We start from the raw sequence: 24,339 nt of genomic DNA, 5'->3' as shown, positions 1-24,339 counted from the left end.
CTATACCGCCTCTGCCACTACAAATGTACTTCCACCAACAAATACCAGGTCATTGGCAGTAGCGGCAGATTGTGCAGCGTTAAGCGCATCTTTTACCGAAGGGTAAGCCTCGCCATTCAGCCCAAGGCTTTCTGCTTTAAGCTTTAAGCTTTCCGCTTCCAACCCCCGGGGGATATCGGGCTTGCAGAAGTAGTAGATCGCTTTTTTCGGCAGCATGGCCAGCACCTTGGTAATGTCCTTATCGTTCACCATACCTATTACAAAGTGCAGTTGTTTGTAGGTTACCGAGGTGATGTTCTTTAATACTTCCGCAATGCCTTCGGGGTTGTGGCCCGTGTCGCAAATGGTAAGCGGAGCAGTGCTAAGCACTTCCCAACGGCCGTGCAGCCCGGTTAGTTTTTTAACGTTTTGAAGCGCTATGGAGAGGTGCTCATCGGTGATACTAAAACCCCGATTGCGCAACTCGTCTACCGCTGTTAAAACGGTTTTCAGATTTTTTACCTGGTAACTGCCAGGCAGGTCGAGCCGGAATGTAAATATGGGTTCCTCCGAAAATGCAAAAGTGGGCAGCACTTGTCGTTGGATCTCTACAGTCAGTAAATTCAAATCGCTGCTTTCTGATAATACATCCCACTCTTCGGATGCGAACTCAATGGGACTACTCCCTTTTTTCGCCTTGTTTAAAAAAACTTCTGATACCTCCGGCTGATGTTCTCCTATCACCACCGGTATGCCGGGTTTTATAATACCTGCCTTTTCGCCTGCTATAAGTTCCAGGGTATCGCCCAGGATGTTCATGTGGTCCCAGCCAATATTGGTTATCACGGAGAGGAGCGGGGTGATGATATTGGTGGAATCGAGCCTGCCGCCCAAACCTACTTCTATCACTGCTATATCAACCTGTTCTTTTGCAAATACATCAAAAGCCAGCGCGACGGTCATTTCAAAAAAAGAGGGTTCAATTTCTTCAAAATCGGTTTGATGTTTGGCTACAAAATCAACCACCGTTTGCTCGCTTATCATTTCGCCATTAATACGGATTCGCTCCCTAAAATCTTTCAGATGGGGTGATGTGTACAGCCCTGTTTTGTATCCCGCAGTTTGCAGTATTGCCGCCAGCATATGCGAGGTGGAACCTTTGCCGTTGGTGCCCCCTACGTGAATGCTTTTAAATTTATGCTGCGGGTTGTCCAGCTTAGCGCATAAAGCGATGGTGTTATCCAAATCCTTTTTAAAGGCCGAGGCACCCACACGCGTAAACATGGGCAGTTGGGTGTAGAGGTAGTTGAGGGTGTCGTTGTAGTTCATGGTTGATGGTTCATAGTTCATGGACGAACCATATCCGTTTGCAACAAAGGTAGCACCGGGAAATGACAATGAAAACTGGAAAGGGATATTTCAGGAAATTGCTTTAAAACAGAAACGCTAACAGTACTGGTTTTTAGGCTTGTTCGCGTTCGACATCTGGCGCGAACAGCCCGAACAAGCTTGATTTTCAACAAATCATTACTGAATAAGCCTATAAAAATTCTAAAAGCGGTTGCCCCGGGGGATATTTTGCAATGAACCATCAGCCATGATCCATGAACTAAAGCTTAGTTCTGCTTGAACACAAACGTCATTTGCCCTGGTTGTGAATCTGCTGCTGTTTCAGAGGAATTAAATCTCGCGTTTAACAATGCCTCTTCACACTTTCTGAGCAAATCTGCATCAACAATAGTTGTGCCCTTAGCTCCTGCATTTGCATAAGTTACGTAGCCATTTTTATCCACGCGTATATCAACTACAACCTTGCCACTAAAGCCTTTAACCACAACTTTAGGATAGGATACAAAAGCGCGCTGGGTAAGGTTAAGATTGCCGCCATTGCCGCTGCCTGTACCATTGTAATTGTTGGTAAGCGTTGTACCGGTGGTTTTACCCTGGTTGCCGGGTGTGCTGCCGGTTCCGTCGCCTTCGCCGGTACCGTTATTGGTTTTGCCTTTATAGAGCGCGTTTTGGTTAACTTTTGGCGCGGCTACAGGTTTTGTTACCGGTTGTGTGGCTACCGTTTTGCTTGGTGCTTTGGAGTTTGCCGCCACTTCGGGCGCGTCTTCGTTAGTTTGGGTAACTACGTTTTTATCGCTGTTATCCACTTCCTGTTTTTCTTCCGTTGGCGGGGTTTCGGTTACCTTATCCGGTTTGGTTTGATTAGCGTTTTCGGCAACAGATGGTTCCTCAATGCTCATATAATCGCTGCCGGTACCTTCGTCTACCGTGCCGTAATTTACCAATATACCTCCGGTGCCGTCTTCATCCTTGGGCGGTGTTTGAAACACGATAAAATAGCACAGGGCAATCACCACAGCAAGTACAATACCTGTTGCAGCAAACGCTTTCGGATAATTATTTTGTTCCCTGTAATCCATTTTCTTAGTTGGTAGTAGCGGTTGCTGTAGCAGTTATTTGCATTATGACTGCTACAGCAACCGCCACTTTTATCCTTTCGGTTCCGTTGCCAGTACCAGTTTTATGTTTAATTTTTGTGCTATATCCATCACCTGTACCACGTCCTGTATGGCTACGGTGCGGTCTACGTATAATACTATCGTCAATTCGCTTGCCAGTTTTTTGTAGTTGCCAATTACGGTGGGCAGGTCGGCAACGGGCACCTCTTTTTTATCAACGGTGTACTTCAGGTCTTTATCTATGGAAACATTGATGGTTTTTTTAGATACCGATTGCCCGCTGGATGATTTTGGCAGCATCAGCTTAATAACGTTTGGGTTAGTAACCGTAGATGCTATCAAAAAGAACAAAAGCAGGAAGAACATGATATCATTCATGGCCGAGGTATGTACCTCTGCTGATGCACCGCGTTTTCTCTTTCTTAAATTCATTTGCTTGGCTCCTCTAACAGGTCAATAAACTCAATGGCATCTGTTTCCAGCTTCAAAATTACTTTATCAACCATCATATTTAAAATATGGTAGCAAACGTAAGCGATGATACCTACAAACAAACCGGCTGCCGATGTAACCATCTTCACGTATAAACCACCGGAAATTACCCCCATGCTGATGTTGTCCGTTTTAGAGATATCGTAAAAGATCTTGATAACCCCCGCGATGGTACCCAAAAAGCCAAACATGGGCGCTATACCGGCTACGATGCCGATAATTCCGATATTCTTTTCCAGCTTGGATACTTCCAGTTTACCGATGTTCTCGATCGCGCCTTCGATATCTTTTATAGGGCGGCCGATACGCAGCAAACCTTTTTGCAGCATCCGACCCAGCGGTGAATTGCTGTTTTTGCAGAAGGCAATGGCCGACTCGAGGTTGCCCGACATGATGCTGGAGCGAACCTGTGTCATCAGGTGCGATTCGTCTTTCGAGGCTTTACGAATAGTGAAAAAGCGTTCGAAGAAAATAACCAGGCCTAATACAGCCAGTATCCCGATAGGGATCATTACCCAGCCGCCTTTTATAAGAAGGTCGCCAAAGTGTAGTTCTTCATCAGGTATCGCCGCTAATTGCTGGCTTACCTGTTTTGCTGTATCTATCAGCTTTGTTGCTGTATCTGTAACCTGGGCGAATAATAAAGTCATTTGTTGTTGTTTCTGGATTTATTTTAGAGGAAATACATGCGGATTATTTTTACCGCGGCTGTTTTACCACTATTTTCGGGTTAATAGGTAACGTATAGGAATCGGGTTTTATTTTTTTTGCAGTTATTAAACTTCGCTTTAAGGCATCAGCCTTTTCTTGGGTAATAAAAGTACCTACGGAAACTTTAAAGCGTCTGCCCGGAGCGTCGGGCACTATTTTGGCACTATCCAGTCCTGCTATTTTAAACATTAAAATTGCTTTGCCGGCTTTAGCAAGGCTTTTAAATGAGCCGGCAATAACCTCATAGCGCTGTAGTGATGAAGTATCTTTTACAGGGGCGGTTATTGCAGTACTTGCTGCCGAATCTGGCTTTACATTCCGTATTATCGACACAGAATCTGTATCAGCTTTTGTTTTGCCGGTATCGATTGTTTCCAAAATTATTGGAGCCTTTGCCGGTTCCTTTTCTTTCGATCCGAAGGAAAACTTAAACGATTCGGGGTCGTACCTTTTTACCATATATACAGCAAGCGCGGTAGTTATAAGCGTGAGTAAAATAAATACCCAGGTAGTTTTACGGCGCTTTTTGCGGGTGAGTTCTATCAGGTATTCCTCCTGCCCATCTCCGGTTTGGTACTGCTCCCCGGGAATATACGGTTGCGGATTGTATTGCGGTTGTGCTGCGGCATCGGCACTGTACGTTGGTTCTCCTGGCTCATATTGCTCAATAACCGGTTGTTTCCCTAATTTGTGCAGCTTGATAGTCGGGTATCCAAAAAACTCAGGGTCGGTACTGGTAACGCTGTTGGGCCTAAAAATAAGCTGTAAATTATACATGGTGAACCAGCCCAGATCGGCAAGCGCTGTTTCGCCTATTGCAGCCTGTTGTTTAAGGGCCAGTACAAATTTTTCGGTAAAGTACTTGGATGATGCTACCGAGATATTTTTCTTTTCGGCAATATGGATAGCCAGCGCATCGTCGTCTAAATCCTGCGGATCGAACTGTACGCTGTAACCCGGAGGGTGAAATTTGCCCTCCCTATCGTTATAATAGCCGTTTACACGGGTATGAGCAAAATAGCCAAGCCCCGGCACATTTACATCGCCGTGCTGCCCAAGCAATTCGCTTATATAGTAGCCTACATCCATTCGCTAAAAGTACGGATAATTATAAAACATCAAAAAGCTTAAAAAGCATAACCCACTCCGCCAAACACATTAAGCCCATAATTGGGGTAATAAAGCCAGGTTTGGTTGCTGGTGCTTAGTATATTATTTACCTGTACAAATACCGAGAACTTTTTATTCACCTTGTAAGTTGCCCCACCGCTCAGGTCGGCAAAGGACGCTATATTTGAACTCACGGGTGTTGACGATAACCCGCCTGCACCAAGCGGCCTATCCTGCGTGGCACCACGGAACATTAACGAACCGTTTATATCAACCGTATTGCTGATGTGAATCACCGTACCCGCGGTTAACTTAAAGGTTGGCAAATTCCATGGCTGCGCCTCAGTAGCCATTTTGTAATCTTTAAATTCTACCCTGCCAAACAGGTCGAAATCGGCTGCTTTAAAGTTTAGTTCACCATTAAAACCACTGATGCGTGTTTTACCGCCATCGTAAATAACGCCGTACTTGTTACCGGTGTTAGCAAAATCGTTTACAAAGAGTGGAAGGTTTTTTACGCTGTTGCGGAAAATGGCTGCTTTAAAGCTCAAACCAGGAGCAAGGGTTCCCTTCAGCCCAACGGTGACATCCAGCTGATCTACCGAGTTTACAAGGTTGATATTTTCGCCGAGGAAAGGGTTTACATCGGTATACTCCAGCAACGAGGCGCGGTTTACATCGCCCTTGGCTTCGGCAAATAAGCGCACATATTTAGGTACTATCTGGTACTCCAGTTTAGCGGCGGGGAAAATGAAGAACCTGTCGGAAAGGCCAAACTCTTTGACGATGTTGATGCCGGCGTCAATTTTATAGTTTTCGCCCTGGAACTTGATGTAAGGGTTTGCCCTTACAATATTGTTATTTAGAGAATAAAGCGCATCCTTTTGGGTGCTAATGTCCAATGAACCGGCCAGGCCCGCGTAAAACTGTTTTACGGTTTGGTTTACAAAACCCGATAAAATGATGTTATTCTCTTTTGCCTTATAAGCATTGCTGAAAAGATAGCCCTTTAGTTTTAAGGCGTAAGTAAAATCGTTCTCAACATCTTTATAGTTTTTGGCCAACTCAGCTTCGGCGCCTATGGTGCTAAAAATTTGCTTCTGCGGATCGAAAACGTAAGTAGCAGGGACAACGCCCGAAGTGTTATCGCCATAAAAATAAGTACCGCGGCGCTTGTAGTTGATACGGCCGGTGAGCGTATTATCGGCCATAATACTTTTACCGAAAACGCCTACCTCATCCCTGATCTCGTTTTGCTTGTACTGGTTGCCGGCTTGTGAAAAATGCTTTAAAAAGCCGCCAACCTGCAGCGCTTCATCGCGACCGTTGGCAAAATAAGCCTCGCCGTAAGTGGTTTTTAAACTCCCGGCGCCCACTTTAACATAGTTGTTTACCGGTACAGAATCTTGTTCGGCGGGGCGTTTCATCGCTTCCAGTTCGCCAATGTTATTGTCCTGTTGCAGCTTTTTGTCGATAGGGGCATAAGCCAAAGGCGCTTTAAATGGCGATGCCTCCTCGAGGTTTGGGTTATGGCGTATTTTTACCGCTTCGGCCAATACCGGCTTGTAAGCGGTGGTAACTACTATCTCTTCTGTAAGGCCGGCACCCGGTGTACTGTTGGGGTTGTTTTGTCCGCCTTTTTTGGTGGTATCCACCGCAACGGTAGAAGCCGCATCGCCCAGATTTTTGGCCGATGATTTTTTTACTACCGGCGCTGCCTTAGCCGGTTTCTTTTTAGCAACCGGTTTTTGGACTGTTTTAGCGGCCGGTTTTTTTGTCGCCGGTTTCTTTGTTTGCGCACTTGCCGGGACAAAGAAAAAACTCATTAACAAGGCGAGCAGTATGTAAGTGTATCTTGTGTTCATTGCTTGTTCCTCTTTTATTCTTTGGTACCTTGTTTAGTTGTATCTGTTGCTGCCGGCTTATCAGCAGCGGGTTTTAACGCGCCAGCTTTTTGGGGCGACATTTGCGCCAGCTTTTGTTTGGCCGTTGCCAAAATATCATCATCACCTTTATAGTTCTCAATAATACTTTGCAGGGTTGCTTTTGCCTGGAAAGCATCTTTAAGCCCCACATAATTATCAGCCAGCAGAATGTAGGTTTTTGCCACCCAGTAATCATAGTTTGGCATTTCCTTCACCAGGTCGAAGCAGGTTTTTTGAGATGCCTTGTACTTACCGCGCAGGTATTCGATGTTGGCCAGGTTGTATTTAGCTTCGGCGGCGGCTATTGTTTTTGTGTTTTTCAGCGTGTAGTTAAACTCGGTAATGGCCGATGCGGTATCTGCTTTTGCCAGGTAAGCTTTACCCGCATAGGTACCTGTTTTAAAAATATCCTCCTGTGCCGATTTTTCGTTATCGCGTATCAGGTTGGCATATTTCAATATATCATCGGGCATGTTGATCTGCGAGTAGCAGAACAGCAGGTTATTGATGGCGTAAGAGTAATCTGCCTTATACTCGGAGTTGGTCTCCAGCCTTTTCAGGAACACGATGGCGTCATTGTATTTCTTTTGTGCCATGTAAAGCTTTGCCATGCTGATAAGTGCTTTTTCGCTGTAGGCGCTGGTCCAATCGTTCAGGATAACGTTGTAATCAACAACAGCCTCGTCTGTTTTACCCAAATTCACCAGGCTTTGCGCGCGGATAAACCTTGCTTCTTTTTCAAAGATCTGCTTGGTTGGGAATTTATCAAAGTAAGCGCTAACGGCATTTACCGTGCCCTGCCAGTCGGCACGCAGATAAAGGTTGTTGGCTGCCGCGTACATGATGTTCTCCTGGTCGGCAGTAGAGTAATTACCTATAGCGGTGGTACCGGCGTAGTTGATGAACGTTTGCGCGTCACCTTTATCGGTATAAATTTTCTCTACCTGTTTAAGCGCTTGTTTTGCTTCGTCGCTTGATGAATAATCGGCCACTACCTTTTTAAAGGAAGTAACGGCCTCGTCATCGCGACCGGCATTATAATCTATCAGGCCGATGGTTGTTAAAGCACGTGGCACGTAGCTGCTACGCGGATACTTTTGTATCATGGCCTGCAGATCTGTCTTGGCACGGTCGCCTTCATTCTTCAAAAAGTAGGTGTAGGCTATCTCGAAGGATGCATCATCCGCATAATCTGAATTCGGGAAACGGGACAATACATCGTTAAGTGTGCTTATCTTGGTATCCGGGTTGCCTTGTAAGCCCTGGATGATACCGCGTTGAAAGAGGGCGTAATCCTGGTCCTGGCTTTGCTGCGCAATGATGCGGTTATATGCACCCATCGCGTTATCGTAACTTTTCAAAACAAAATAGCTGTCGCCCAGGCGGCTAATGGCGTCATTCTCGCTGTTTTTATCTTTAATATCACCCTTCAGGAATTTCTCGAAGTAGGTGGCAGCCGTACGGTATTGTTCGCCACCGAAGGCCGCGTAAGCAAGCGCGTAGTTGGCAAAATTAGCTACATCGGTCTCCTTTGACTCCGGCATCGCCAAAAACCGCTGGAAATTATCAACCGATTCTCCGTATTTGCGCACTTCGTACATGGCCTCGGCCATCCAGTAATAAGTAAGCGCCTGTATTTTGGTATCGATAGGGTTTTTAAGCGAACGCAGGAATATACCGATGGCATTTTCAAAAGCACGTTCGTTGTAAAACTCCAGCCCGCGGTAGTAGGCCACTTTTTGATACGCTTCCTGCGCACTGGCCGATTTGTTAGGGATGGGTTCCAGTATTTCCACGGCCTCTTTATAATTGCGCGAGTTCAGCAGCTCTTCGCCCAGTAAGGTTTTTACCTCATCGTTACGGCTGCTGCGGGGGTAATTTTTTAAGTATGCACGGGTGGCTATCAGCGCCTCGTTGTTAAAATCGAGTTCGTAAGAGAGTTTGGCATATTGGTAAAGCGCGTCTTCCTGTAGTTGCTTATCAAAATCCAGTTTGGAGGCAACACGGAACGCGTTCCGTGCGCTTTGTTTATTATTCATTTTCAGGAACACATCGCCCAAAGTGTAGCTGCCGCTTTGGCTGTAGTTGTCGTTTTGGGCCACCAATTTCTCCAGTTCGCTGGATGCTTTGCCGTAGTTGCCCACTTTGTAATAAGCGTAACCTATCTGGTAGCTGTCCTGCGTGTTTTGGGTTTTACTCTGATCCTGGTCTTGGAAACGGCTGTAATAGCTTACCGCATTGTCAAAATCGCCTTTAGCAAAGTACGATGCACCCACAATGCGCAGCATTTCGGTCTCGTTTTGCTGTTTGGTTGTTTTTAGGATGGGGATGGCATAGGCCAGTACATCGTTGTAGCGTTTATCTAAAAAGTAAACGGCAGTTATATAGTAGGGGTAGCTGCTTTCGTATTTTTTCGAGTTTTTTAACCGCTCGAAGTTGACCAATGCGATGCTGTAATCCTTTTTTAAATAGGCGATGTAAGCAAAGTAATAAACCGCATCATCGGTAAACTGAGACTTCTTGTTTTTCACCTCACCAAACAGGGCTTGCGCGTTCTTGTAATCGTTCAGCATAAAATAGGCGTAGCCTTTGCGAAACTTATACTCGGTGTTTTGTGACCCCGTAAGTTCACCGGCCTGCACCTTGTTGAACCAAACGAGGGCTTCTTCAAATTTGCCCTGTTTAAAATACGACCGGCCCACCTGGTAGAACGCCAGCTTGGTAAGCGGGTTTTCGGGGTGTTCTTTTATAAAACGCATAAACATGCTCTCGGCGTCATCATTGCCCAATTCAAGAGCGCAAAATGCTTCGTAATACTGGGCGTTTTCTTTTAACAGGGAGAGTTCCGATTCGAATTTTGATTGCGGCGCAGGTTTAAGGCGGCTTTCTTCTACCAACCGGTATTGCTCTGCAGCGGAGGCGTATTTCCCTTTGTCCAGCAGGTCGGCAGCGGTATTGTAAACCTGGTTAATATGGAACGAAGGATTTTGCTGCGCCTGAGTGGTAAGGGCAAAAAATACCGGTGCAACGAGAATTATATACTTAGTTTTGATCATAAAGCGCATACTAATGATGGTGCTAAAATAGCTAAACGCAAAAATGCAATCCACAATAGTAATTAACAAATGTGAATAAGCACTTTTTTTAAACGAAGGCAAAAACGCGGTGGTATGCCTGTGGAAAATTAAAAGTAGGGAGAATGTTTGTACATAGCAGGCGGATGTGGGTAATTAAGCGGGGGTGTTTAAAAGTAATTCGGCACAGGGAGAATTATCCCACTGGAAACCAGTAAGTCGCATAAAATATTGCGAAATTTGTAACGTTTTGTTTTACAGAATGCTTCCAGTAAAATTAGGCCGGTTTAAAATTCATGCAGTGTTAATAATAGCCCTGGCTTTTGTTTTGATATCGCCCGCGTTTAAATTACCACTCGCACCCGATGCCATCATCGAACTACAAAACCAGCGTTTTACCTTCATCCCCAAAGAGTTTTATATTGCCCGGATAGACGACGAGCGGAGCGATAAAGCCTTAATTGGCCGGCTATTGTCCGTTAAAAGCGGAGCCGGTAAAACGGATGAAACCCTTAAAGTTGATTTTAAAGGCGGTGCCGCTGCGGCCCTTAAAAAATTTACAGACAATGGGTTTACCGCTGATAAAAGCCTGCGGCCGGTTATTATAAAACTACATACGCTTAGCGTGACAGAAAGCCCTTTAGCAAATGCCAGGGCCGATGGACGCATCAGCATGGCAATTACCTTTGGCTATGACCGCGATGAAGATTTTATAAAACTGGGCGACTATAGCACCGTAAGTACGTACCAACGTAATACAGGCCCGGCGCAGCAGGTTGAACCCTTATTGAGAAACGCCATAGTGAATATGTTAACTTACCTTAATACCTGGATGAACAAGCAGGCAGCTACCAATATTAAGCTTGCGAAGGGGGTGAACATTGTTTTTACCGATTACAATGAAGAGCCTGAAGGTGATACTGTATATTACGACGTAAACCGACCCTTAACATGGGCGGATTTTAAGCAAAAGCCGCAAAATAATAAGTTTGGTGCCGAGGTTTTCGCGAGCTTGGGCTACAACGAGAGGGTTAAAATAGTTAACGGCGTTGTAAACGTTAAGCTGGATATTAAGGTGTATTTGCCAAAAAGCGCGTGTTGGGTGCGCTATGATGCAATTAACAGCAACAGCCTTACCCACGAGCAACACCATTTTGATATTGTGAAAATAGTTGGCGAACATTTTAAAACGTGGATCCTGGCCGAAAAACTGAATGCAGACAATTATGACGGCCCCATTAACATGGCTTATTTTGATGCGCTGAGAGAAATTAACGCGCTGCAAAAACAGTACGATACCGAAACCGGGCATAGTACAAATACCTACCGGCAGCAGTTGTGGAACGCACGCATTGCAACGGAACTGCACGAGTTGGGTATAAAACCTGCTGTCGATCAGGCGGCGGGCCTTAACTGATTTTTTATTTTAGCAAGCAGGTTGTTGATATCGAACGGTTTTGCAATAAAATCGTTTGGTGCGCCGTCCTGGTTCATAGCGTTGGAGATATTGTGGCTTGCAGAAATTAATATCACCGGTATATTGTGAGTAGAATCCTGATTTTTTACTTCTTTGCAAAGTTCGCGGCCATCCATGCTGCCCAGCATAATATCCAGCAGTATTAAATCTGGCGCTTTTTTACGAATAGTGTCCAGTAAATAGTGCCCGTCTGATAATGTTTCTACCTCGTAACCGGAGTCTTCCAGTATAAATTGTAGTACTTCCAGTATGTCGTTATCATCGTCTACAGCTAAAATCCTCCCCATGTTCATGTCATTCTAATTAAGTATCTGCACAATGCGCCAAAACGCACAATAATCCATTGGGTTACTACAATACTTATACCAAAATACTATTCATCCTTATTGGGACTCTTTTTTATGATGTAATATGCCTTTTTACAGTTGGCGCAGAAATATTTTTTAAAGGGAATAAAGGCCAGCAGGTTTTTTACAAACCAGCTTCTGTGCAGTTTATGATGGAAATGTTTGCCACACTTAGGGCATTTTGAACTCAGGGGCTTTGTAGTTTTCTCCAAGGTATCGGCTGTAAATGTTTACTAAAATGTAATATTAGTAAAATAGAACAACGAAATAGGTATTTTGTTAAAAAAAATGAATTATAAAGCGCCTTTTATTTAACTACCGGTTAACGAGGGTATATTGCGTACGCATGCATTTATAGCACTTAAAATTGCGGATAGGTAACCAAAAAAGGAAGTTTTTCACAAAAAAACTGCGATGGGCGCGGCTTTCCAAAACCGATTTGCATTTGGAACATATTGCAGTTACTTTTTTACGGGGTGTGATCTTAGCTGGAGCAGGCGAGGTCATACAATTTAGGGGGTATTGTATTTAGTGTGTTTAAATGTTGTAACAAATATATAATATTATATATCACCACCATATAGCCTGAGGGAATAATATTTATACATCAAGCAAATAAAAATGGCGGCCCACTTAAGCGGGCCGCCATTTTTATAGTTACAATAATATACTATTTAATACCCAAATATGGTTTTAAGATCGGGTTTTGAAAGTACGCCATATTTTTTCAGGTCTTCATCACTCACCCGTTTTTCGGATGCCACAATACAATAAGTGTATGGCTTGTCCTTTAGTTCGGCATCATGAAAAGCTTTTACATCTGCCAGCCCTAATTTGTTAATAGCCGTAAATGTATTTTTACGCAGATCGTAATCCAGTCCGCGCAGTTTTGCATCCAGGTAATTAAACAAAATATCATCCTGGGTAACGCGTTCGGTTTCTATAGATTTGCGCACATTGTCCCTGGCGGCAAGCAGGCCTTTTTCAGATTCGGGCATACTGTTCAGCAATTCGTTCATCGCTTTGATGGCCTCGTTCATTTTATCGGCCTGGGTGCCTACATAGGCTACAAAACTATCTTTTTCGCCTTTTTTTGCGGCCTGGCTATAGTAGGCGTAGGTGGAGTAGGCAAGCGCCTTAGATTCGCGAATGTTTTGGAAGATGATAGAGCTGATCCCCGATCCAAAATAGTTGTTCAACAGTTCAGCGGCCGGTGTTTTGGCAACATCGTATGTTTCTTCGTTACGTATCCAGTTTATCTCTGCCTGCACCATATCATAGTTAGCAAACAATACCTGGTTTTCGCCCGGTTTTACCCTCGTGAATTTTTTAGCAGCAGGGTAAGGTAAAAAGGTTGCCGGTGTTTTGTGCAGTTTGGCCAAAGTTGCGCCTGCCTGCAAGGCGGTTTGCGGGCCGTAATATAATATGGTGTGTTTGTAATTTACCAGGCTGTGTAAAATATCAACCAGGTCCTGCGCTTTAACGTTGTCTATTTCCTCATCGGTAAGTACGTTGTTAAAAGGATTGTTGATACCGTATTGCGCGTAATTAACCAGGCCCTGCATAATAGACCCTTTATTCAATTTTTGGTTTTCTCTCACTTTTTTAAACCGAACCTTGTAGCTGGCCAGTGCTTTTTCGTCGGGCTGGCAGTTGGCCAGCAGGTTTTCTAACAAGGTTACCGTGGCACCAAAGTTTTCCTGTAGTCCGCCAATATTGATATTTGTATTTTCGGGACTGGCGCTGATGCTGTAGGTAGATGCCAGTTTATAAAATGCCTTGCTGATATCTTCGGCACTCATTTTATCGGTACCTAAAAATTGCAGGTACGCTGCCGCGACAGGCAAAAGTTTATTATTCCAGCTGCCCATATCAAAACGGTAATACATACGGAAGATGCTGTTATCCTTGTTCTGAACCGACAATACATCAACCTTACCGGCCTTTGCACGCTGGATATCCTTTGCGTAATCTAAAAACAACGGCTGGATAGGATTATCGGGCATGGCGTTTATTTTTTTAACGTATGCCGATTGTTCGCCCGCGTTTACTTCAACAGGTGTTATAGGTGGTTTTTCAACCTTCAGGATTTTTTTATCCTCGCCCTGGTGCTTGTAAACAATTACATAGTTATTGGCCGTTAAATACTTATTGGCAAAGGCGGTAACCTGTGCAATATCCACTTTGGCCAATTCATTTATACTGGCCAGGTCTACCCGCCAATCCACACCCGATGTAAAATCGCTCATGAGGTTACCGGCACGGTTACCGTAGTTTTCGTTTTGCTGTATGGTGCTCTTTTTTAAATTGTTTACAATAGATGGGATCAGGTCGGCGGCAAATTCGCCTTTTTTCAGCTTATCAATTTCTGCAAGCATCAAGGCCTTCACCTCGTCGAGCGATTGCCCTTTAACCGGGGTACCACGCAGCATCAACACGCTGTAGTCTTTTAGCACATACGGCGAAGCCGACGCGCCAAGCAGCTTTTGCTTTTTGGTGAGGTCGAGGTCGAATAAACCGGCTTTGCCGTTAGTTAATATAGAACCAATAAGGCTAAGCATGCGGGCATCTTTTGTACTTGCACCCGGGAAACGGAAAGCAATGGTCAAATTCTCGGGGGTAGGGCCGTAAACATCTCTTTTAACAGGACTGGTTATCGGTGCTTCCGGCGCGAAGGTGTAGGCCGGGACAGCCTTTGGCACCATGTAGTTGAAATGCGCGGCTACCTTTTTTATCATCACATCGGGGTTAAAATCGCCCGAGAGAATGATCCCCATATTGTTGGGTACGTAGTAGTCGTAATAATATTTACGGATGGCTTTCAGCGATGGATTTTTTAAATGCTCGATAGTTCCGATAGTGGTTTGCTTGCCATAGTTGTTGTTGGGGAACAGCGCCTCGAACATGGCTTCCTGGGCTTTGCGTCCGTCGTTATCGAGGCCACGGTTCTTTTCTTCATACACCGCTTCCAGTTCGGTATGGAAGATGCGCAGTACAGGCGCGCGGAAACGCTCGGCCTGCATAGTTAAAAATTTATCAACTGCCGAGCCGGGGATATCTTCGGTATAAACGGTTTGCTCAAAAGAGGTAAAGGCGTTGCTGCCTTGCCCGCCCATTGCGGCCATCATTTTATCGTACTCGTTAGCGATGCCGAATTTGGCAGCCTCGCCCGATGTTTTGTCTATCTCCTTGTAAATTTCTTTACGCTTTGCTTCATCTGTAGTAGAGTTGTATTGTTCATACAGGTCGTCTATTTTATCAAGCAGCGGTTTTTCTTTCGCCCAGTTAAGAGATCCAAACTTATCGGTGCCCTTAAACATCATGTGCTCCAGGTAATGGGCAAGGCCGGTATGGTCGGCAGGGTCGGTTTTGCTACCGGCCTTTACAGCGATGTAAGCCTGTATGCGGGGTTGTTTATTGGTTGGGCTTAGGATTACTGTTAAGCCATTCTTTAAAGTATAGAAACGGGCCTGTGTTGGGTCGTTGGTTACATATTTATAGTTGTAGCCACCTGTGGTGGCTGTTTTCCAAACGTAGGGTGTTTGGGCAGATACTTTGGCCGTGTACGAGCCAAGCAGTAACAGGATAAGGATCAGTTTTATTTTCATATTGGAGGTGTTAGGCTATAAATATAATTAAAAGAGAATGGAGGTAAAAGGGAATTGAACTAAAATTTTAGTAGAGATTTAATGCCTGCGATTTAGTCACTCTGCGTAAAATTCTGCGCCCTCCGCAGCTAAATATCAACGCATAAAAAATCCCGCCCAAAATTGAGCAGGATTTCTTTATAGGTTAATATAAAACTACGACCAAAGGTTAGCCGGATAAGTTCCGTTTTCAACCAGGTCTGATATGCTTTTTTGTACAATTGGCTTATCTTCTTTGTAAGTAACGCCAAACCATTTTGCATCGGTAGGGATAACTTTAAAAGATGCCTCGCCACTTTTAATTAAACCATCGGCAACCAACGGGATAAAAAATTCTGCTTTAGGGTTTGTTTTGTTGGCCTCAACAAAATCCTTGAACATTGGCAGGCTTTGTTTGAAAACAGCTGGTGTAAAGCCCCAGAAATTCATAGATACGCGGGTAAGCGGATCCAATGGGAATTCTTTATCATCCTCTTCGTAAGCAACGGTGCCGTCTTCTTTAAAATATACTTTAAGGCGCTCGTTTATAGCAACCATTTTACCATCTTCAACCTGGCAAACACCGCGCGATACCGAACCATGATCTGATAAGGTACGATCTACCTGGTAACCTATAATAGAATAGGTGTCATCAGCTACTTCGCTTGTTAAAAAATCAGCCATTTTCTTGAACGCGTCGAACCCGTAAAAATCATCGGCGTTTATTACGCAGAATGGCTCGTTTACCTGGTTGCGGGCAGCCAGAACTGCGTGGGCGGTTCCCCATGGTTTTGCACGCTCAATTTCTTCGTCAATGCCGAACTGTTTAAGATCGTAGTTTTGGAAAACGTAATCTGTTTCTATCCTGCCTGCCAATTTAGGCTCAAAAATAGCTTTGAAACTGTCTAAAAACTCTTCGCGTATGATGAATGATATTTTGCCGAAACCGGCGTTAATAGCATCGTAGATAGAATAGTCGATAATGGTTTCGCCGTTAGGGCCAAATCCATCAACTTGTTTCATGCTTCCATAGCGGCTTGCCATACCTGCAGCCAAGATCAATAAGGTAGGTTTCATATTTTTGATAGAATTTTATTGTATTACTTAAATTATTGCCAATAATAATGATTTTTCCGTTTATTATTAATAATTACTTAAAATATCTAAAGTCCTGTCCGGATTTGATATTTAGTAACGATTCGTAGATGAGGCGGATCACGTTATCCACGTCCTCTTTGTGGATCATCTCTACCGTAGTGTGCATGTAGCGCAGCGGTAAAGAGATCAGTGCAGATGGTACGCCGTCGTTAGAATAAGCGAACGCGTCTGTATCCGTTCCTGTACTGCGCGATGAAGCCTGGCGCTGGAAAGGGATATTCGCTTTCTGTGCCGATTCAATCAGTAGTTTGTTCAGGTTATTTTGTACCGCCGGTGCGTAAGAAATTACCGGGCCTTTGCCGCAGCTCAGATCGCCCTGGGTAATTTTATTGATCATTGGCGTACCTGTATCATGCGTAACATCGGTAACGATGGCCACATGCGGTTTAATGCGGTTGGCTATCATTTCGGCGCCGCGTAAGCCAATTTCTTCTTGTACAGCATTTACAATGTATAAACCAAAAGGAAGGGTTACTTTATTTTCTTTTAGTAAACGGGCAACCTCTGCTATCATGAAGCCTCCGGCGCGGTTATCCAGCGCACGGCCAACATAATAACGGTTATTCAGCACCATAAACTCATCTTCGTAAGTGATGACACAACCTACGTGGATACCCAGTTTTTCAACTTCCTCTTTGCTGGTGCAGCCGCAATCCAGAAAAATGTTCTTCAGGGTAGGGGCCTCTTCTTTTTCGCCGCCGAGGCGGGTGTGGATAGCAGGCCAGCCGAAAACCGCTTTTACAATGCCGTTATCGGTATGGATATTTACCCGTTTCGAAGGTGCTATCTGGTGATCGGACCCGCCGTTGCGGATCACGTAGATCAAACCATCGGTGGTGATGTAATTTACAAACCACGATATTTCATCGGCATGGGCCTCAATCACTACTTTGTATTCGGCGGTAGGGTTTATCACACCTACAGCGGTGCCATAATTATCTACAAAATGATCGTCGATGTAAGGTTTAAGGTATTCCAGCCACATTTGCTGGCCTTTCCACTCAAAGCCGGTAGGCGAAGCGTTATTGATGTATTTCTCGAAGAATGCAAGGGAATTTTCGGTAACTACGGCAGGTTTCTGCTCTACTTCAGTTTTCTTTTTAGCCATTGATATAAGTATGAGGCCATTGGATGGCCATTCGCAAATATAGTAAAGCGGTTGATATTGCTGCAATACCCTTTACACGGTATATTAAATATTGTTTGTTTGTTAACACAGTTTTAACACTATAAGCTCAACTTCGTCCCCGTTAATAAATAAGATCAGTTAATTTAACAGGTCGGTTTGCGCGAGGCAGGCCGACTTGTTGCTTTTTAGCCGGAGGGGATATCTTTTTGCATGATAATGTAATCGACCCCGTTTTTATGGAACACTTCGCCAACGGCGCTAAAGCCAAACTTGTTATAAAAACCAATGGCCGATAGCCGGGCGTTGCACCAGAGCAGTCCGCCGTTTTCTTTCACCACAAAATCCGTAATATAATTAAGCAACTGCGTACCCACCTGCTGTCCCTGCAAGGCATCGGCTACCGTGAACTTGCGGAACCGCCAATCTCGCTCCCGCTGAAACAGGGATACAACAGCCACCAAAGCGTTATCATGGAAGGCACCAAAATGATAGCCGTGATTGTCTTCTTCCATGGCCATATCGGCCAGTTGCTCGTTGGGGTACAGCACCTCGCGCCGTAAGCGCCAGGTAAGTTCGGGGCGTATTTGTTCGATGCTTAACATTAGGGGTAAAGGTAAGGCTTTGAATAAATTCTAAAGCCTAAATGCGAAATAGGAGAGTGTTTAGTTGGCCCCTCAGGGAAATCGCTTTTAAAATAGGGGGCGCCTACGGAGCCAAAAAACATTTTGAATGATGCTATAAACAGGAAGTTCCTACGGAACTACGAACTCATTTGTCTATAACTCCGGAGGAGTAACCTGTTTGTAGAAATAATTAAGCAACGAAATTGGCTCCGTAGGTGCCTCCTGTTAACCACCACATTTTAAAAGCGATTTCCCTGGTTGACTCCGCCATCAACTATTATCTCTCAAACAAAAATCTTACTTTGCAGCATCATGCCGCAGCAAGCCCCCAACACCATTTTCCCGCCCAAACTCATCAACTGGCTCATGTTTTTTGCTATCTGTTTAATATGGGGGAGTTCTTTTATTTTGATGAAACTTGGTTTGTATGACGATGACCGCAAACCGTTGCTTACCGCGTCGCAGGTAGCCGCTATCCGCATCATCACCGCGGGGGTGGTGCTTATGCCGGTACTCATCAGGCATCGCAGCAAAATACCTTTTAAGCTTTCGGGCTGGCTGGTGTTCTCGGGGTTCTTCGGCAGTTTTTTACCCGCCTTTTTATTCTGCATCGCCGAAACCAAAATAGATAGCGCACTTGCAGGTACCCTTAATTCGCTCACACCCATCTTCGCCATTATATTTGGTTTCCTGTTCTTTGGGAATAAGATCCCCTTTACGCATATCATCGGCATCATCATCGGTTTTGCCGGTATTGTACTTTTGTACCTGGTGCAAAAGCATACCGGGTACGGGCAAATAGGTTATGCCGGACTGGTGATATTAGCCACCATTTTTTATGGGATCAACATCATTGTGGTGAAGCGGTACCTTAATGGTGTGAGTCCGCTTATTATTACGGCCTTTAGTTTGATATCGGTAGGCTTGCCATCGTTGGTGATTTTATGGCAAACAGGTTTTTTCGGCCTGCCGCTTCTTCAGCCGCAGTACATTAAGGCCGTTGTGGCGGTTTGTACCTTGGGGATGTTGGGCACGGCCCTGGCCTGGATGCTTTTTTACGCCCTGGTACAACGCACCAGCGTATTGTTTACCTCCACGGCCAGTTACGGCATTCCCTTTGTGGCCTTTGGCTGGGGCTGGTATTACGGTGAAACCATCACCATTGGGCAAATTGGCTGCCTGTTCATCATCCTTGGCGGTGTTTACCTAACGCGAATAGATTTTAGCAAATTCCGGAAGAAAGCTATCGTTTAACTACCTGTTGAACGGAACCTCATTCACCCAATGGAAGCCGCGCTTGATCAGGATGAAATTATTCAGATCAAACTTTTTCATTCGGATGCGCAGAGAATCTTTTGGGAATGTGCTCACCATCAACAGGGTGTCTTTTTTGAGCTGATAAGTAAAGTGTGTTTTCTTAACCGTATCGGCATAGGTATTCATTACAATGGTGTGCTTCAGGGTATCTATCACAAAATCATACCGCTTGGTACTGTCGTTCATCAGTTTCACCCTTGCATTACCTGCGTAGCTAATTACCAGTTTGTTCCAACGGGTGGTATCGGTATTCAGGGGCGCGATGGTGTCCTTATTCCGCACAAAGCTTTGTACGATATAGATTCCGTACAAGGGCGGTTTTTTTACCTTATCCCCATATTGGCTCATAGCCTGTACGTCGCTGATGAAATTGCCTGCCACCGAGTAGATAATGAGCACATATTTAATAATGCAGAGGGTAATATTCTTCCAGCGTTTTTTAAAAGTATGAGGGCTAAGGTTTGCCGGGGCCGCCGGCTTGTTCAGGAAAAAGAAATTGATGAGCCGGATAGCATCCTTACTCAGCAGGAAAATACTCATTAGCACCAGCATGGTCGCCAGCAGTTTTACAGGTACATCGAAGCAATAGTTAATAGCCATGATATTCCCGGCAACAACCAGCCCTATTACCGCGCCAAGTGTCGCCGTTTTACGGAAGAAAAGCAGCAGGCCGCAAACAAGTTCGGCAAAGCCTGTGAAGTGGTTGAAGCCAACGGAGTAGCCCATATACGACCACGCCAGCCCCATGGGCGACATGCTGCCCAGCGGCTGCAAAAGTCTATCCGGCGAGGGACTGGGGAATTGCAGTTTGATGATTTTTACCGCGCCATAAGTAACCATGGTAATGGCCATGTAGTACCGCACAATAACGGTAAGCCAGTAAAACAGGTTGTTGTAGTTGCGTGCCTTCCTATCAATAACCGACCAGATGATGGCGCTTACCGTGGCCACAAAGGTAATAAACAGCAGGATGAGGTAATCATACGTGGTATCGCCGCTGCCGCCGGTAAACTGGGTTACGGGCTTGGCCAGGTGCAGGATGTGCGCGGCTATCCACACCATCAATTGATGAAACGGTTCGATATAGTATTCGTAAACGCGGTCTACCTGGGGCAGCACACCGTTGGGGTTTAGGAAAACGTAAAGGATAAAAAATACCACAAAAAAGCGGCAGGCAATTTTTCTCGGGGCGGACCAGTAGGCGGGTTCGGCAGCGTTTGTCATAAAGTGTAAAATAGGTAGCGGTAATATAGTGATTTTTTTGGTAGGTTGTAGCTTCAACCTGTCCTTCTCCAGGGAAATCGATTTTAAACTTTTACGCTGATTTTGGCTAAAGCCATGTTATGTTTTATGCCATCCGTCCCCTAAAGGGGGCGGCAATAAATGTAGAAACAATACCTTTTTCATCCATTGCCGTTCGGCTTCAGCCAACGGTTACAATGAAACGAAAGAACTGGCTTTAGCCGAAAATTGCCAATCCTGAATTTTAAAAGGGATTCCCTGTGCCCTTATCCGAAGGAGAGGGTTCTTAAGTCCTTTTGTTTGGAGAGGATTTAGGTGAGGCTTTTGTGGCAGCTCAGGTTTCTAACACATTTTCCAACTCCTTCAAACTTATCACCCCAACATCTTCCCCTTTCAGCCTTATCACAATTGCCTCACCGTTCTTGTGTAATTGCAGCCTGCCATTAAATAATTGGCTTTCTGTTGATGTGATGAACTTTTTGAGGTTAGTCCGGGTTTCCTTGTGGCAGGCGAGTTCATTGGTGCCGTCGCTTAATACCAGCCGGAATTTTTTATCGGCAGGCTCTAACAGGAGGGTGAGGTTGCCGGGAAGGTTGAACTGTGTCATCAGCAGGGTATTTTGTTGCTCTAAAATACAAAAACAAAGTATTTAATCTCATTTTATAAATCGCTTAAACTAATTGAATAGTGGGTTGTTATTTGTGCAAACCGATAGACGCCAATGAATCCTATATTTTTTAAAGTTGGAGCCCGATTACCTGTGATGGTGATCCCCAATACCGAGGCGCATTTGGATGGGCATACCGTAATTACCTACACCTACAATGTTTACCGCGACGAGGGTTTTGAGGACGCAGCGATGATAAACCTTAAGGAAAAGGAATTGCTGCTGGAAAAAAAGAAAAGCCCAAATTATATGGGTTTTATCACTTTTGAAACACCCGGGAAACTTTTCACCTACACGGCCGACGGTAATTACGAACTCAGTACAGACGACGTACAGGAGATCATAGAAAACATTAGCCACTACCGCGACCACCCCGGTTTATGGCGGATATAAATACCGTGCGGGTCGTTCTTAAAACATCTCAAACCGTATCACGTTAATTTGCCATGAAGCACATTTTGTTTTTTGGCGATAGTTTAACGGCAGGCTACGGACTGGCCAACGCGGCCACACAGTCGTTCCCGGCGCTGATAGGAGGAAAGATAAACGCAGCGGGCTTGCAGTATCGCGTGAGCAACGCCGGCCAAAGCGGCGATACCACTACCGGCGGCCTTGCACGACTGGATTACTGGCTGAGCCAGCCCGTAGATGTTTTTGTACTGGAACTGGGTATTAACGATATCCGCCGCGGTACACCACCTAACACCATCGCGCAAAACCTGCAGGCTATCATCAATAAAGTAAAAGCCAAATACCCGCAGGCAAAGCTGGTGATGCTGGGCATGGAGATCCCCGTGTTTTTGGGTGGCGATGTGGCGGTACAATTCAGCACCATTTACCCCAGGCTGGCCAACGCCAACAACATGGCGCTGGTGCCTTTCCTGCTGCAAGGCGTTGCCGGTAAAAAGCATTTAAATTTATGGGACAGGCTGCACCCCTCTGCCGAAGGCTATAAAGTGGTAGCGGAGTTGGTTTGGCCGGTGTTGAAGAGTGTGCTGGTATGATCAATAGCCTGCTTTAATTTTATAACTACCATTTTTACTGATGTTTAGTTCCACCGGGATGCCAAGGTCCGTGGTGGGGATAGAGAGCGAATAGGTAATGATGATGTTGTTATTATTATCACTCCGATGAGACACACGAGGCTCTAAAAGGCTTCCATATTTTTTCAGGTTTCCAACAAATGGGTCGTTAAAAAACGGATAGAAGTCTTTGGCGGTGAACTGTTTATTTAAAACGGTGTCTTTGCCGTTTATCAACACCATATCCGAAACAAAGGGATGTGTTACAAAGTCGGCAGGCTTTGCAGACTCATCATCGTACCTTTTTGGTATGATGAGGCTGCTATCTTTCAAACAGTAATGTTTTACGTGTAATTGTAGGCGCTCGTTTCCACTCGCTATTACCGTATCAATAACCAGGATGTTATCATAAGTTCCTGCCAGTCGTTTTCGCTCCTCGGCCTGCGTTGGGGGCATTTCTTCACTTTCCGGGCGGTTACCAATCGCCATTAGCGAATCGATAGATTTTTGTTTTAAAGGATCCCGGGAGGTGACAGTATCGCTATCGGTTAAAGCGTCGCCAGATTGCTTTGGGCTGTCACTGCAACTTGCAATTAATGCTAATATTAAAACCGCAAATATTTTGTTCATCTGTGTAAATTTTAAAACAGGTTGAATTTACAACCCCAATCCCTCTTTTCCCGGCGTCGCATCGGCGCTTGAAAAAGACCTTGCGCTGCATTCTCTACAACTACGAAAGCCTCTTAAAATGAGAACTTAAATCATTGTAGGCCGAAGTTATAAACTTCGACCAGTGGGGGAAAATCTAAACTTTATATATCTCAACTTTCCTACCATCAGGGTCGCAAATGATGGCCATGTAGCCAAAGTCTGTTTGCATGGGTTGGGCTATAAATTCAATTCCAATATCTTTTAAGGTATCTATTATGGTATCAAAGTTTTCTATTGATAAGCCCAACCGCAAGTGCTTATCAGGCTCGGGTTGTGACTTTGCCAAGGGGTATATCTCCAGCACGGTACCGTTAATTGTTGTGCCATAATGATAAGGCGAATTGCCATGCTTATGATAATCAAACTGTAAGCCCAGCAAGGAGTAGAACTCCGCAAGGCGTTTCTGGTCGGGTGTGCGGATAACTAATAGTTTGATTTGCATGATGAGCGAATGTAAGGATTTCCCCGCTGCCGCGTGTCCTCACTTGTGGCCCGCATGCAAAGTAGCCAATTGCAAAGCCGCCCTGCTTGCCGATGATTGCCGCGCTATCGCTCGCAAAGACGATGTGGCGAGTATGGCTATGAGTAGATGCTTCGTTTCAACATGACAAAGTAATAAGCCAGACCCAACGAAGCCTGCAAAACCGGCATTGACCTGTTCGGCAACCACTGCAACTGCTACAGCAAAACCTTTCATAGAACAGGGCGCAGCCGGCAGTTTTCTTTGGTTCGTTTCTTTTGCTGCCAAAAGAAATGAACATCCACAGACTCAAGTTAAACCTTTGCCATACCTAACAGGGCACAAAAGAACCAACCAATTGCAAAGCCGCCCTGATCGCCGATGATTGCCGCGCTATCGCTCAAAGACGATGTGGTTAGTTTGCATCGTTTCATCGATGACGTGTAAACCTACCTCCGGATTAATCAGGTAAAGTGTAAATCTATATACGGACTATGGAATTTACCTGTCCCAAAGGTGTCCAAAAAAGTGTTTCAACCCGGAGAGCTGAAAATGCAATATTTGCTTAACTGTTTAATAGTAAGTTAATTACAATTGTTATGTCAAGAGTAGGGGTGTCCCAAAGTGTTTCACGAAAAACTACAACCAATTGATAATCAATGATTATCGAAAAACAGGTGTTCCACTTTTAAAAGTGGGACACCTTGCATGTAAGTGCCGCTAAATTACCAGGCCGCCAAACTGCAAGCTGCCCACCGCAAACTGCCAACTCCCGGTCACAAAATAATGGCGTATTCGCAC

At 44.9% G+C, this 24,339-nt stretch carries 20 protein-coding genes; 4 read left to right on the top strand and 16 right to left on the bottom strand.

Annotated elements, in window-relative coordinates; translation table 11 throughout:
- From ABIX36_RS14585 to ABIX36_RS14555, 7 genes are all read right to left on the bottom strand, one after another.
- Positions 1–1,308 carry a folylpolyglutamate synthase/dihydrofolate synthase family protein gene (locus ABIX36_RS14585; RefSeq protein WP_348083032.1) on the bottom strand — a complete coding sequence of 436 codons (1,308 nt, stop codon included), beginning with the start codon at positions 1,306–1,308 and terminating at the stop codon, positions 1–3.
- A gap of 287 nt (positions 1,309–1,595) precedes the next feature.
- Entirely contained in the window at positions 1,596–2,408 is an 813-nt protein-coding gene (locus tag ABIX36_RS14580; protein WP_348082897.1) for an energy transducer TonB, read from the bottom strand.
- A gap of 69 nt (positions 2,409–2,477) precedes the next feature.
- Entirely contained in the window at positions 2,478–2,879 is a 402-nt protein-coding gene (locus ABIX36_RS14575) for a biopolymer transporter ExbD (RefSeq protein ID WP_128531729.1), read from the bottom strand.
- A complete protein-coding gene (locus ABIX36_RS14570) occupies positions 2,876–3,589 on the bottom strand; it encodes a MotA/TolQ/ExbB proton channel family protein (protein WP_348082896.1) in 714 nt (237 codons plus the stop codon). Before ABIX36_RS14570 ends, ABIX36_RS14575 begins: the two co-directional genes overlap by 4 nt.
- Before the next feature lie 49 nt (positions 3,590–3,638).
- On the bottom strand, positions 3,639–4,739 hold the full coding sequence (locus tag ABIX36_RS14565) for a hypothetical protein (protein ID WP_348082895.1): 1,101 nt from the start codon (positions 4,737–4,739) through the stop codon (positions 3,639–3,641).
- A 38-nt stretch (positions 4,740–4,777) separates the two neighbouring features.
- Positions 4,778–6,625: a hypothetical protein gene (locus tag ABIX36_RS14560; protein ID WP_348082894.1), complete on the bottom strand. Its 1,848-nt coding sequence runs from the start codon at positions 6,623–6,625 to the stop codon at positions 4,778–4,780.
- 14 nt (positions 6,626–6,639) lie between these two features.
- Positions 6,640–9,741, bottom strand: a complete 3,102-nt coding sequence (locus ABIX36_RS14555; RefSeq protein WP_348082893.1) for a tetratricopeptide repeat protein — start codon at positions 9,739–9,741, stop codon at positions 6,640–6,642.
- 319 nt (positions 9,742–10,060) lie between these two features.
- Between ABIX36_RS14555 and ABIX36_RS14550 the strand changes: the two genes are divergently transcribed.
- On the top strand, positions 10,061–11,176 hold the full coding sequence (locus ABIX36_RS14550; RefSeq protein ID WP_348082892.1) for a hypothetical protein: 1,116 nt from the start codon (positions 10,061–10,063) through the stop codon (positions 11,174–11,176).
- Here the strand turns inward: ABIX36_RS14550 and ABIX36_RS14545 are convergent.
- The 5 genes from ABIX36_RS14545 to ABIX36_RS14525 all read right to left on the bottom strand — a co-directional run bounded on the left by ABIX36_RS14545 (position 11,155) and on the right by ABIX36_RS14525 (position 18,098).
- The gene (locus ABIX36_RS14545) at positions 11,155–11,523 is read right to left on the bottom strand and encodes a response regulator (protein ID WP_348082891.1); all 369 of its coding nucleotides are present in this window, start codon (positions 11,521–11,523) and stop codon (positions 11,155–11,157) included. The genes ABIX36_RS14550 and ABIX36_RS14545 overlap by 22 nt on opposite strands.
- Before the next feature lie 734 nt (positions 11,524–12,257).
- Complete coding sequence (locus ABIX36_RS14540; protein ID WP_348082890.1) at positions 12,258–15,191, bottom strand: insulinase family protein; 2,934 nt, start codon at positions 15,189–15,191, stop codon at positions 12,258–12,260.
- Positions 15,192–15,386: 195 nt separating this feature from the next.
- Positions 15,387–16,286: a sugar phosphate nucleotidyltransferase gene (locus ABIX36_RS14535; RefSeq protein WP_348082889.1), complete on the bottom strand. Its 900-nt coding sequence runs from the start codon at positions 16,284–16,286 to the stop codon at positions 15,387–15,389.
- A 73-nt stretch (positions 16,287–16,359) separates the two neighbouring features.
- The gene (locus ABIX36_RS14530; RefSeq protein ID WP_348082888.1) at positions 16,360–17,475 is read right to left on the bottom strand and encodes a M42 family metallopeptidase; all 1,116 of its coding nucleotides are present in this window, start codon (positions 17,473–17,475) and stop codon (positions 16,360–16,362) included.
- A gap of 206 nt (positions 17,476–17,681) precedes the next feature.
- The gene (locus ABIX36_RS14525; protein WP_348082887.1) at positions 17,682–18,098 is read right to left on the bottom strand and encodes a GNAT family N-acetyltransferase; all 417 of its coding nucleotides are present in this window, start codon (positions 18,096–18,098) and stop codon (positions 17,682–17,684) included.
- 333 nt (positions 18,099–18,431) lie between these two features.
- Here ABIX36_RS14525 and ABIX36_RS14520 point away from each other — a divergent pair, with 333 nt between their 5' ends.
- Positions 18,432–19,373: a DMT family transporter gene (locus ABIX36_RS14520; protein WP_348082886.1), complete on the top strand. Its 942-nt coding sequence runs from the start codon at positions 18,432–18,434 to the stop codon at positions 19,371–19,373.
- Here ABIX36_RS14520 and ABIX36_RS14515 read toward each other — a convergent pair whose 3' ends face one another.
- Positions 19,374–20,660 carry a hypothetical protein gene (locus ABIX36_RS14515; protein ID WP_348082885.1) on the bottom strand — a complete coding sequence of 429 codons (1,287 nt, stop codon included), beginning with the start codon at positions 20,658–20,660 and terminating at the stop codon, positions 19,374–19,376.
- Positions 20,661–21,012: 352 nt separating this feature from the next.
- Complete coding sequence (locus ABIX36_RS14510; RefSeq protein ID WP_348082884.1) at positions 21,013–21,285, bottom strand: hypothetical protein; 273 nt, start codon at positions 21,283–21,285, stop codon at positions 21,013–21,015.
- Between the two features lie 114 nt (positions 21,286–21,399).
- Between ABIX36_RS14510 and ABIX36_RS14505 the strand changes: the two genes are divergently transcribed.
- Entirely contained in the window at positions 21,400–21,738 is a 339-nt protein-coding gene (locus ABIX36_RS14505; RefSeq protein ID WP_348082883.1) for a hypothetical protein, read from the top strand.
- Positions 21,739–21,791: 53 nt separating this feature from the next.
- Positions 21,792–22,349 (top strand): arylesterase, encoded by a 558-nt coding sequence (locus ABIX36_RS14500; RefSeq protein ID WP_348082882.1) that lies wholly within the window; start codon positions 21,792–21,794, stop codon positions 22,347–22,349.
- On the opposite strand, the gene ABIX36_RS14495 is transcribed toward ABIX36_RS14500, so the two are convergent.
- Both ABIX36_RS14495 and ABIX36_RS14490 read right to left on the bottom strand, forming a co-directional pair.
- Positions 22,350–22,997 carry a hypothetical protein gene (locus ABIX36_RS14495; RefSeq protein ID WP_348082881.1) on the bottom strand — a complete coding sequence of 216 codons (648 nt, stop codon included), beginning with the start codon at positions 22,995–22,997 and terminating at the stop codon, positions 22,350–22,352.
- Between the two features lie 175 nt (positions 22,998–23,172).
- The gene (locus ABIX36_RS14490) at positions 23,173–23,520 is read right to left on the bottom strand and encodes a VOC family protein (protein ID WP_348082880.1); all 348 of its coding nucleotides are present in this window, start codon (positions 23,518–23,520) and stop codon (positions 23,173–23,175) included.
- Between the last annotated feature and the right edge of the window lie 819 nt (positions 23,521–24,339).

Source organism: Mucilaginibacter sp. (assembly GCF_039925265.1).
Lineage (GTDB): Bacteria > Bacteroidota > Bacteroidia > Sphingobacteriales > Sphingobacteriaceae > Mucilaginibacter.
Note: the sequence above shows the minus strand (reverse complement) of the source record. Positions and strands in the feature narration are given on the sequence as shown.

What these genes read in the sequence shown, in the direction of transcription:
- ABIX36_RS14585 (WP_348083032.1), bottom strand. Translation starts at nt 1,308, where the DNA reads ATGAACTACAACGACACCCTCAACTACCTCTACACCCAACTGCCCATG.
- ABIX36_RS14580 (WP_348082897.1), bottom strand. Translation starts at nt 2,408, where the DNA reads ATGGATTACAGGGAACAAAATAATTATCCGAAAGCGTTTGCTGCAACA.
- ABIX36_RS14575 (WP_128531729.1), bottom strand. Translation starts at nt 2,879, where the DNA reads ATGAATTTAAGAAAGAGAAAACGCGGTGCATCAGCAGAGGTACATACC.
- ABIX36_RS14570 (WP_348082896.1), bottom strand. Translation starts at nt 3,589, where the DNA reads ATGACTTTATTATTCGCCCAGGTTACAGATACAGCAACAAAGCTGATA.
- ABIX36_RS14565 (WP_348082895.1), bottom strand. Translation starts at nt 4,739, where the DNA reads ATGGATGTAGGCTACTATATAAGCGAATTGCTTGGGCAGCACGGCGAT.
- ABIX36_RS14560 (WP_348082894.1), bottom strand. Translation starts at nt 6,625, where the DNA reads ATGAACACAAGATACACTTACATACTGCTCGCCTTGTTAATGAGTTTT.
- ABIX36_RS14555 (WP_348082893.1), bottom strand. Translation starts at nt 9,741, where the DNA reads ATGATCAAAACTAAGTATATAATTCTCGTTGCACCGGTATTTTTTGCC.
- ABIX36_RS14545 (WP_348082891.1), bottom strand. Translation starts at nt 11,523, where the DNA reads ATGGGGAGGATTTTAGCTGTAGACGATGATAACGACATACTGGAAGTA.
- ABIX36_RS14540 (WP_348082890.1), bottom strand. Translation starts at nt 15,191, where the DNA reads ATGAAAATAAAACTGATCCTTATCCTGTTACTGCTTGGCTCGTACACG.
- ABIX36_RS14535 (WP_348082889.1), bottom strand. Translation starts at nt 16,286, where the DNA reads ATGAAACCTACCTTATTGATCTTGGCTGCAGGTATGGCAAGCCGCTAT.
- ABIX36_RS14530 (WP_348082888.1), bottom strand. Translation starts at nt 17,475, where the DNA reads ATGGCTAAAAAGAAAACTGAAGTAGAGCAGAAACCTGCCGTAGTTACC.
- ABIX36_RS14525 (WP_348082887.1), bottom strand. Translation starts at nt 18,098, where the DNA reads ATGTTAAGCATCGAACAAATACGCCCCGAACTTACCTGGCGCTTACGG.
- ABIX36_RS14520 (WP_348082886.1), top strand. Translation starts at nt 18,432, where the DNA reads ATGCCGCAGCAAGCCCCCAACACCATTTTCCCGCCCAAACTCATCAAC.
- ABIX36_RS14515 (WP_348082885.1), bottom strand. Translation starts at nt 20,660, where the DNA reads ATGACAAACGCTGCCGAACCCGCCTACTGGTCCGCCCCGAGAAAAATT.
- ABIX36_RS14510 (WP_348082884.1), bottom strand. Translation starts at nt 21,285, where the DNA reads ATGACACAGTTCAACCTTCCCGGCAACCTCACCCTCCTGTTAGAGCCT.
- ABIX36_RS14505 (WP_348082883.1), top strand. Translation starts at nt 21,400, where the DNA reads ATGAATCCTATATTTTTTAAAGTTGGAGCCCGATTACCTGTGATGGTG.
- ABIX36_RS14500 (WP_348082882.1), top strand. Translation starts at nt 21,792, where the DNA reads ATGAAGCACATTTTGTTTTTTGGCGATAGTTTAACGGCAGGCTACGGA.
- ABIX36_RS14495 (WP_348082881.1), bottom strand. Translation starts at nt 22,997, where the DNA reads ATGAACAAAATATTTGCGGTTTTAATATTAGCATTAATTGCAAGTTGC.
- ABIX36_RS14490 (WP_348082880.1), bottom strand. Translation starts at nt 23,520, where the DNA reads ATGCAAATCAAACTATTAGTTATCCGCACACCCGACCAGAAACGCCTT.